9 protein-coding genes are annotated in these 9,441 nt (G+C 65.3%); 5 read left to right on the top strand and 4 right to left on the bottom strand.

Translation table 11 applies throughout. The features are described 5' to 3' along the window. Both FNL14_RS22575 and aroQ read left to right on the top strand, forming a co-directional pair. Positions 1-2,071, top strand: a 2,071-nt coding sequence (locus tag FNL14_RS22575) for an alpha-galactosidase (RefSeq protein WP_142064931.1), incomplete at its 5' end; no start/stop codon positions are given. 164 nt (positions 2,072-2,235) lie between these two features. Continuing rightward, on the top strand, positions 2,236-2,694 hold the full coding sequence (gene aroQ, locus FNL14_RS22570; RefSeq protein ID WP_142064928.1) for a type II 3-dehydroquinate dehydratase: 459 nt from the start codon (positions 2,236-2,238) through the stop codon (positions 2,692-2,694). 49 nt (positions 2,695-2,743) lie between these two features. On the opposite strand, the gene FNL14_RS22565 is transcribed toward aroQ, so the two are convergent. Further along, positions 2,744-3,928, bottom strand: coding sequence for a MarP family serine protease (locus tag FNL14_RS22565; RefSeq protein ID WP_091422634.1), 1,185 nt, complete (start codon positions 3,926-3,928; stop codon positions 2,744-2,746). A 184-nt stretch (positions 3,929-4,112) separates the two neighbouring features. Here FNL14_RS22565 and FNL14_RS22560 point away from each other — a divergent pair, with 184 nt between their 5' ends. Both FNL14_RS22560 and FNL14_RS22555 read left to right on the top strand, forming a co-directional pair. Beyond that, positions 4,113-4,790 carry a Crp/Fnr family transcriptional regulator gene (locus tag FNL14_RS22560; RefSeq protein ID WP_091422637.1) on the top strand — a complete coding sequence of 226 codons (678 nt, stop codon included), beginning with the start codon at positions 4,113-4,115 and terminating at the stop codon, positions 4,788-4,790. Positions 4,791-5,332: 542 nt separating this feature from the next. Further along, positions 5,333-5,515 carry a hypothetical protein gene (locus FNL14_RS22555; protein ID WP_255470970.1) on the top strand — a complete coding sequence of 61 codons (183 nt, stop codon included), beginning with the start codon at positions 5,333-5,335 and terminating at the stop codon, positions 5,513-5,515. Between the two features lie 32 nt (positions 5,516-5,547). On the opposite strand, the gene FNL14_RS22550 is transcribed toward FNL14_RS22555, so the two are convergent. From FNL14_RS22550 to FNL14_RS22540, 3 genes are read right to left on the bottom strand one after another with little or no spacing between them, the layout of a single operon-like run. Next, positions 5,548-6,459 (bottom strand): NUDIX hydrolase, encoded by a 912-nt coding sequence (locus FNL14_RS22550; RefSeq protein ID WP_142064923.1) that lies wholly within the window; start codon positions 6,457-6,459, stop codon positions 5,548-5,550. Between the two features lie 15 nt (positions 6,460-6,474). Further along, positions 6,475-7,008 (bottom strand): RidA family protein, encoded by a 534-nt coding sequence (locus FNL14_RS22545; protein ID WP_091422644.1) that lies wholly within the window; start codon positions 7,006-7,008, stop codon positions 6,475-6,477. A 1-nt stretch (position 7,009) separates the two neighbouring features. Beyond that, on the bottom strand, positions 7,010-7,165 hold the full coding sequence (locus tag FNL14_RS22540) for a DUF4177 domain-containing protein (RefSeq protein WP_003797879.1): 156 nt from the start codon (positions 7,163-7,165) through the stop codon (positions 7,010-7,012). Between the two features lie 37 nt (positions 7,166-7,202). Between FNL14_RS22540 and FNL14_RS22535 the strand changes: the two genes are divergently transcribed. Then, positions 7,203-9,441, top strand: a 2,239-nt coding sequence (locus FNL14_RS22535; RefSeq protein WP_142064920.1) for a transglycosylase domain-containing protein, incomplete at its 3' end; no start/stop codon positions are given.

Raw genomic sequence — 9,441 nt, 5'->3', positions numbered from 1 at the left:
CCTCGCCATCCTCGGCGAGCCCGTCCCCCCCTCCGCCATCGACGCCACGGTTCCCGCCGGCCTCCTGCCCCAGGCCTCCTCCAGCTGGCGCGGCCGCCCGGGCCTGCGCGGGCACCGCACGGCCGACGGCGTTTCCGGACTCGACTTCTCCCCGCGCCTTCGCACCGTGGCAGCACATGCCGAGGGCAGCACGGCGGTCATCACCCAGGCCGACGCCGAGGCAGGCCTCAGCGTGGAGTCCACCCTGGCACTGCACGACGGCGGCCTGCTCGAACTGCGGCACACGGTCACCAATGACGGCACCACCGCTTACCAGCTGGACGAACTGGCCACCGTCCTCCCGGTGGCCCCGGACGCCGTCGAACTCCTCGACCTGACCGGCCGCTGGTGCCGGGAAAACCACCCGCAGCGCCGGGCCATCCAGCAGGGCACCTGGGTACGGACCGGTCGGCACGGCCGCACAGGTCATGACTCCTCCCTGGTGCTCGCCGCCGGCACGCCCGGTTTTGGCAACCGCCACGGCAAGGTATGGGCCACCCATCTGGCGTGGAGCGGCAACCACGAACAGTTCACCGACACCATCGGCGACGGCCGCACCATGATCGGCGGTTCCGAACTCCTCGGACCGGCCGAAGTCATCCTGCAGCCGCAGGGCAGCTACACCACGCCCGCGCTGTTCGCCGCCTACTCGGACCGCGGACTGGACGGCATCAGCGAAGCCTTCTACAGCTGGTTCCGGTCCCGCCCGCACCACGTGCTGCCGGCGGCAGGCGGCGGCAAACCACGTCCGGTGGTGCTGAACACCTGGGAAGCTGTCTACTTCGACCACAACCTGTCCGCGCTGATCGAGCTGGCTGATTCCGCTGCGGACCTCGGCGTTGAACGATTTGTGCTCGACGACGGCTGGTTCCGCGGCCGCCGGGACGACCACGCCGGGCTCGGCGACTGGTACGTCGATGAGACCCTCTGGCCGGACGGACTGACCCCCCTGATCGACGCCGTCACCTCGCGCGGCATGGAATTCGGCCTCTGGGTGGAGCCGGAAATGGTCAACCTCAACTCGGACATTGCCCGCGCCCACCCGGAATGGATCGTGGGCCCGGCAGCCCTGTCCCACAAGGACGGCGGCCGGCTGCCCCTGGAATGGCGCAACCAGCACGTGATCGACCTCGTCAACCCTGACGCCTGGCAGTACATCTTCGACCGCATCGATGCCCTGCTGCGCGACAACAGGATCAGCTACCTGAAGTGGGACCAGAATCGGGACCTGCTGGAACACGGCCACGCCGGACGCGCCTCGGTCCACCAACAGACCCTGGCCGCCTACCGGCTGTTCGACGAGCTCAAGAAGGCGAACCCCGGCGTCGAAATTGAAAGCTGCTCCTCGGGCGGCGCACGCGTGGACCTGGGGATCCTGGAGCGGACGGACCGGATCTGGGCCTCGGACTGCAACGACGCCCTGGAACGCCAGAGCATCCAGCGGTGGACCGGGCTGGTGGTACCGCCGGAGCTGGTGGGCGGGCACATCGGGCCCACCACGTCACACACCACGGCCCGCACCCATGACCTGTCCTTCCGCGCCATCACGGCCCTCTTTGGCCATTTCGGGATGGAGTGGGACGTCCGGCAGGTCACGGGTGCCGAGCGGGAGGAACTTAAGCGGTTCATCGGCCTGTACAAGGAGCACCGCGGCCTCATCCACAGCGGCCGGATGGTCCGCGCGGACGTTCCGGACGAGTCGCTGATGCTGCACGGCACCGTCGCTGCCGCGCCACCGGAGGCAGGCACGACGGCGGCCCTGTTCGCCTTGGTCAGCACGCGCACGGCGTTCGCCGAGCAGCCCGGCAAGGTCGCTATCCCCGGCCTGGAGCAGGACCGCAACTACCGGGTGGAGGCCATCTTCCCGGCCCCTGGTGACGCTGACTACGGCCACACTTTCACGCAGGTCCAGCCGCCGGCCTGGCTGGCCGACGGTGCCGTGGCCAGCGGCCGCTTCCTGGCGGAGGTGGGCCTGCCGATGCCCATCCTCAACCCGGAGCACGCGCTGTTGATGCGCTTCACCGCGCTCTAGACAGGCAGGGCATCACCAGGAATAAAGCTAAAGCAACGCGGGGTCAGTTATTGCCCATCCAGGACCTCCGGACGGGCATTATCTGACCCCGCGTTGTTCCATGGGTGATCAAAAGCGAACCGTAAGAAATGCGCCCAGGCAGTCGCGGCACTAGATTTGCATCCATGACTGAAGCCACCACCGCAGAGCGCCGCGGCACCATCCTGGTAATTAACGGGCCCAACCTGAACCTGCTGGGAACCCGGGAACCGGAAAAGTACGGCACATCCACCCTTGCTGATGTGGAGGACCTTGCAGCCCGCACGGCAAAGGCGCACGGCTTCGCGGTCGAATGCCTGCAGTCAAACCATGAGGGTGTGCTGCTGGACGCAATCCACGCCGCCCGGGAATCCGCCGTCGGAATTGTCCTTAACGCCGGCGCCTTCACGCATACCTCCGTGGCACTTCGCGATGCCCTCGCAGCGGTCCAGCTGCCCGCAGTCGAAGTGCACATCACCAACGTGCACCAGCGCGAGGAATTCCGGCACCATTCGTTCCTGTCGCCGGTGTGCTCCGCGGTGATCGTGGGCGCCGGGGTATTCGGCTACAAGCTGGCCATCGACTACCTCGCGGAAGTCCTCTAAGCCCGCTTCCTGATACTTCTCTCCGGCTGCCGCTACTGCTGCTGCTCCGCTACTTCTGGATGCACTGCCCTGAAGAAACGGGTGCGCTCAGTGACGCCGCCTGCGAGGCTACCGGGTTGAGGTCATCCATGGTGATGGCGAAGCCCATCTCGGCATCAGAGGTGGCCTTCGCGAAGATCACACCGGCCACTTGGCCGTCCGTGGTCAAGAGCGGGCCGCCGGAGTTGCCGGGCTGGACATTTCCGGCCAGCCGGTAGATGTCCTCCGGCGACGGGTTGCCTCCGTAGATGTCAGGCACCAGAACTGTGGTGATGTCCTGGATGGTGGCGGGCCGGGACTGGAAAGGCCCGCCGTGCGGGTAGCCAGCGAACGCGGCCAGGCTGCCGCTGGGCAGGTCGGCACTCAGCGGCAGCGGCTGGACGGGCAGGTCCTCCACGGCAAGCACGGCGAGGTCATGCCGGGTATCGAAGTAGACAACGCGTCCGGGCATGGCCCCGCCGTCGGACATCTCCACCACCGGCTCCGACACGCCCGCCACGACATGCGCGTTTGTGACCACTCGGTCCTCCGAAACTACGAAGCCGGTGCCGGTCTGGTTCTGCCCGCACTGGTACGCTGTTCCGGCAATTTTCAGGACGGATTCGGCAGCGCGGTTCAGGGCGGGGGTGTCGGTACTGGCGTCCGGCACAGGTACGGTCTGGCCCTGGTCCAGGCCTTCAATCAGGGTGGGGATGCCGTTGCCGATCACTTCCGAGCGCAGCTGTGCCATGGTGGCTTTCACCGGATCCGGGGTGATGTCGTCAATGAAACCGATCACTTTGGATTCGGCCAGCTGCTGCGAAACAAACGGCACACCCAGGGAGCCGATGCTGAAGGCCAGCATGGACATGACCAGGGCCGAAACCACCAGGTTCACGGCGCCGCCCACCAGACGGTCAACAGCCCGCAGGGGCCTGATCCGCATAGCCCCGCGGACCTGCCGGCCGATCATGGTTCCCAAACCGTGGCCCAGTACGACCAGTGCGACGGCGGCGGCCACGATGGCGGTCAGCCTCCACCCCGTATCAGCCACGAAGCCGCTCACCAAAGGGACGGCGAAGAAGGCAGCGATGGCTCCGGCAGCAAACCCGGCAATGCCGCCGACCGTGACGAGGAACCCGTTGCGCAAGCCATAGGCCAGATAGGACAGCAACGCCAGGATCAGGACGATGTCCAGGACAGTCAAGCCGACCACTAAGGCTCCTTATAAGCAGTTGTAGGCTCATTCTAGTGGCGCAGGCTGACAATCTTCTGGGGGCTGCCGGCGGCCCTCCTGCCCGCCGTTAGGGCGTTTTGGCTGCCAAGTTCGTCACAGAACCTTGAAAATTCTGAAACAATGGCACAAGCGCCACAGCCGAAACTTTTATTCAGGAGATTTTATGGACATCGAGGTACTGCGCCGAGCACCACTTTTCGCCACGCTCGACGACGACGCATTCCGTCTGCTGACGGACGAGCTCACCGAGGTGGACCTTTCCCGCGGTGCTTCGGTTTTCCGCGAGGGCGACCAGGGCGACCAGCTCTACTTCATCGTTTCCGGCAAGGTAAAGCTTGGGCGGACTTCCCCGGACGGCCGGGAGTCGCTCCTTGCCATCCTCGGTCCGGGTGAGCTCTTCGGCGAAATGGCCCTGTTCGATCCCAGCCCCCGTACTGCCACGGCCACCGCAGTGTCGGAGACCCGCCTGGCCGGGCTCAGGAACGAAAGCCTGAACAACCTGCTCCGTACCCGCCCCGAGGTTTCCGCGCAGCTCCTGCAGGCCCTCGCCCGCCGTCTGCGCCGCACCAACGATTCCCTCTCCGACCTGGTGTTCTCCGACGTACCCGGCCGCGTTGCCAAGGCACTCCTGGACCTGGCTGACCGCTTTGGCCGCCCGGCCACGGACGGCGTCCTGGTGGCCCACGAGCTCACCCAGGAGGAGCTGGCCCAGCTGGTCGGCGCATCCCGTGAGACCGTCAACAAGGCCCTCGCCGAGTTCGTCCAGCGCGGCTGGCTCCGCCTGGAAGCCCGAGCCGTGGTCATCCTGGACATGCAGCGCCTCCGCCAGCGCTCCCGCTAGTCTGCACAGCACAAAGGCCGCCCCAAGGGGCGGCCTTTTGCATGCCCCCGACGGTTCCGGCCCGTGGCCGGCATCCTCCGCGTGCTGCTCCTTCGTCGCTCTGACGCACGCTTCCGGATGCCGGACCCCGAGCCTTTCGCGTGTACCCCCTAAAAACGCCCCATCACCTCCTGCAGTCCAACAGACAACCCGCCATCAGCAGGAGGTGATAAAGCCTTGGTACATGACCTGCGAAACGTGGTGGCGCGTCAGATTAATATCTGCGAAACGTGGTGGCGCGTCGGATCAATATCTGCGAAACGTGGTGGCGCGTCGGATCAATATCTGCGAAAGGTGATGGCGCGTTTGAGCTGCGCGGCCGACTTTCGCGTAGGAGTGCATCGCGACGCATCGGGAGCCGGAGGTCGCCCAGCGACCGCAGGTTCCCTTATGCGGCGTGTCTAAGCGACGGCGAAAGGCAGCCGCGCAGCGAACTCAACCACGGCCCACCAACCACCTCAACCACCGGAGCGGCGTAAAATTGGGCTTAGAGGTGCATGGCGATGTCCGTGGCTATGGTTGTTGTGTTGATCCTGCTGGGCCTGGCTTCCCTTGCCGGTATGGTCGGCACGGTGGTCCTGGTGATCCGGGACGGCCGCGGGCAGATTCCGCTGGAACCATCGGACAAACCGTGGACCGCCGGGAACCTCCCCAGTCGGCCCTATTCGACGCTCCGTCGCATCTAGCGTTCAGAGCGGCTTTAGCGTCCGGGGCAGGTTCAGCGTTCGCGCTGGGGATCCCCCGCCACAGTCTTGGCAGCCTCGACCTCAAGCAGCAGTTTCCCGTCTTCCTCCACGAGCTGCGGCTGGTAGACGTGCGCCTTGCGCTTATAGCTGAGGTACGCGATGCAGCCGTTGGCCATGGCCATCTTCTCGAGCATGATCTCGGAGCCCGGCACCAGAAGCTCGCCGAGCGTGCGGCCCACAGTGTTCTCCTGGCCTACCTCATCACCGAGGGCAGTTGTGTCCCGCCCCGCTATGACCTCGGCAGCATTAACCCACCGCCCCCACACGCCCTTGCCTTCGAGCAGGGTGGGCTGCTGGTTCAGCGGAACGGTGGCGGCAAAGTAGCGGGTATCGAACCGGCGGTGGGCGAAGTCGGGGCTGCGCCAGTTAACCAGGGACTTCAGCAGGTCCGTCCGCAGCGACAGCCCCCGTTTCCCCAGGACCTCTGGGAACGTTTTTTCCTGCTCGGCCACGGCAAGGCGGGCACGCATCCATTCAGCGGAGGATGTTGCTTCAAACGTGGTGGCCATGTCCGGGCCGGCAAGGAGCACGCCGGTCTCCTCGAAGAGTTCCCGGATGGCGCCCACTACGTGGCGTCGCGCCAGCCCGACGTCGTCCGTCCCCATCTGCTCGGCCCAATGCTGAGGTGAGGGGCCCAGCCAGCCGACGGGGTCGTCGTCGCCGGCGTCCAGTGAGCCCCCAGGGAAGGCGAGGACCCCCAGCGGCGAGGAACCCGGCCGGTATGCCAGCCAGGTTTCCAGGCCGGTGGGGGAATCACGCAGCAGGACAACGGACGATGCGAGGCGGGCAGCCCGAGGGCTCCTCTCGCCGTGTTCAAGCCAGCTCTGCGCTGCCCCTTCAAGGTCTTGAGGGAGTGCAAACAGGCGTCGGGCGAGCTGAGGCAAAGGAAGCGACCGGTCCTAGCTGAATTCGGCTATCAGTTCGACCTCTACTGGAGAGTCGAGCGGCAGCACCGAAACGCCGACGGCGGAACGGGCGTGCTGGCCTGCGTCACCGAGGACCCGGCCCAGCAGTTCAGAGGCGCCGTTGATCACGCCGGGCTGTCCCGTGAAGGACGGGTCAGATGAGACGAATCCCACAACCTTGACGATCCGGGTGATCCGGTCCAGGTCCCCAATGACGCTTTTTACGGCGGCCAGGGCGTTCACGGCGCAGATGGCGGCGTACTGCTGGGCGTCCTCGGGCGAAACAGTGGGCTCGTCGGCGTAGCCTTCGGTGCCGGCTGAGACTTTGCCCGTAGCTGGGAGTTTGCCATTAATGAACGGCAGCTGGCCGGAGGTGTAAACGTGGTTGCCCGAGATCACGGCGGGAACGTAGGCAGCCACCGGGGCGGCAACCTCGGGAAGGGTCAGTCCGAGGTCCGCCAGGCGCTGCTCAACAGCGGAAACGGGCTCGGCGGCGGTGCCGGACTGGGCTTCTGCGGAGGTGCTCATGCTACTGCTTCTCCCTCTTCAGGTAGGCAACCAAACCGTTTCCGTCGGGTCCGGGGACTACCTGGACGAGCTCCCAGCCGTCATCTCCCCACTGGTCCAGGATCTGTTTTGTGGCGTGGATAATGAGCGGAATCGTGGCGTACTCCCATTTGGTCATGAGAGAAAGACTAGTCCTTGCCGGTAAAGTGGAAAACATGGCGACTCGTAAGAACCCATTATTCGACACTGCCACCACCCTTGGAAAGATCCTCGTTTTCCTTGGCGTGAGTGCGATTTGTGGTGTCCTGGTAGCAGGCCTGCTGGTTCCCGCGGCAGCCGTCTCAGGCAGCGCAGCCAGCGGTTCGATCGAGTTCTTCGACACCCTGCCGGCAGAGCTGAAGGTGGACCCGCCCAACCAGACCACCAGGATCCTGGCCGCGGACGGCAGCGAGATCGCCAACGTCTACACGGAAAACCGCACCAAGGTTGCCCTGGAGCAGATTTCGCCGTTCATGAAGGAAGCTGTCATCGCCGTCGAGGACAGCCGTTTTTATGACCACGGTGGTGTGGACACCACCGGCATCCTCCGTGCCCTGGTCAGCACTGCGCGCGGCAACAAGCAGGGCGCGTCCACCATCACCCAGCAGTACGTTAACAACGTCCTCAACGCCAACCTCGCCGCCGAGGGCAACGAGGACCAGATCAAGCTCAACGGTGTCAACAAGGGCGTGGGCGACAAGCTCCGCGAAATGAAGCTGGCCATCGCCCTGGAGAAGGAGTTCAGCAAGGAGCAGATCCTTGAGGGCTACCTGAACATCGTGTTCTTCAACCGTGACGCCTACGGGGTGGAGGCTGCTTCGAGGTTCTTCTTCAGCACCTCCGCCAAGGACCTCTCGCTTCCGCAGGCTGCGCTGCTGGCCGGCCTCGTCAACAGCCCTTCAGCCTTCGACCCCATCAACAACCCGGAGGCCTCGAAAGAGCGCCGGGACCTGGTCCTGGGCCTGATGCTGAACCAGGGCAAAATCACCCAGGCAGACCATGACGCCGCCGTTGCCACTCCGGTGGAAACCAAGGTGACCCCGGCCCGCCAGGGCTGCGCCTATGCGTCGACCGCACCCTACTTCTGCGATTACGTCCTGCACCTGCTTGAGAACAACCCCGCGTACGGCACCGACCTCAAAGAACGCCAGCGTCTGATCTACGGCGGCGGCCTCACCATCACCACCACGCTGGACCCGAACGCCCAGGCAACCGCCCAGGAGCAGGTCAACGCCTCCGCCGGCGCCAACCCGGACAAGTGGGGTGCCGCCATGGTTTCAGTGCAGCCCAACACGGGCAAGATCATCTCGATGGCCCAGAACACCAGCTTCCTGCCGGCCGAGGCGTCGTTCGACTCGCAGGTGAACTTCAACGTGGACAAGCTGGACAAGGACGGCAACGACCTCAACGGCCTCGGCGGCGCACAGCCCGGGTCCACCATGAAGCCGTTCACGTTCGCGGAATGGCTTAACGAGGGCAAGCCCATGAACACGATGGTCAACGCCGCCCAGCGCATCTACCCGCTGAACTTCCCGTGGCGGAACACCTGCGGGAAGGTGACCGGCGGCTACAGCACCGCGCAAAAGAACCAGGGCCTTGGCACGGCGGACGACCTGCAGAACGCCGAACCCCAGTGGTACAAGCCCCTGTCCGTCCTGGAGGGCCTCTACAACTCCATCAACACCGTGACGTTTGCCTCAGCAGCCCAGCTGGACTTCTGCGGCATCCAGAAGGTGGTTGACGCCGTCGGACTCCACAGCGGGCTGCCGAACGCTGACGGGCCGAACCCGAAGATCAACATGTCCACCCTGGGCAACCTGCTCGGATCCACGCAGACCTCCCCGCTGACCATGGCCAGCGCGTTCGCCACGTTCGCAAACGACGGCAAGTACTGCGAGGCCATCGCCATCACCTCGGTAAAGGACGGAACGGGCAAGGACCTGCCCGCACAGTCCACCAGCTGCCGGGACGCGATCAAGCCCGACGTGGCCCGCGGTGTGAACTACGCATTGCAGGAAGTCCTGAACCGTGGCTCCGGCTCGCTGATCCAGCCCCGGATTTCAACGCGCACCAGCTTCCCGATCGGCGCCAAGACCGGTACGTCCAACAACAACGGATCCACCTGGGTTGTTGGCCACACCACCGGCCTGGCCACTGCTGCCTGGTTCGGTGACGCGCTGGGCGCCCAGGACCGTGCCGGCCAGAACATCACGGTCAACGGCAAGTTCTACCCCGGCATTGACGGATACATGATTGCCGGGCCGATGTTCTCCAACTTCATGTCGAAAGTGGCCCCTGCGTATGGCACGAACCCGTTCCCGGCACCGCCGAGCAACCTGCTGAACGGCGGCGGAACCACGCGCAACACCACTCCCGCCACACCCCAGGCCACCCAGGCACCCACGGCCCCGGCTC

Origin of the sequence: Pseudarthrobacter sp. B4EP4b, assembly GCF_006680095.1 — a bacterium.
In the GTDB taxonomy this organism is placed as follows: Bacteria; Actinomycetota; Actinomycetes; order Actinomycetales; family Micrococcaceae; genus Arthrobacter.
Note: the sequence above shows the minus strand (reverse complement) of the source record. Positions and strands in the feature narration are given on the sequence as shown.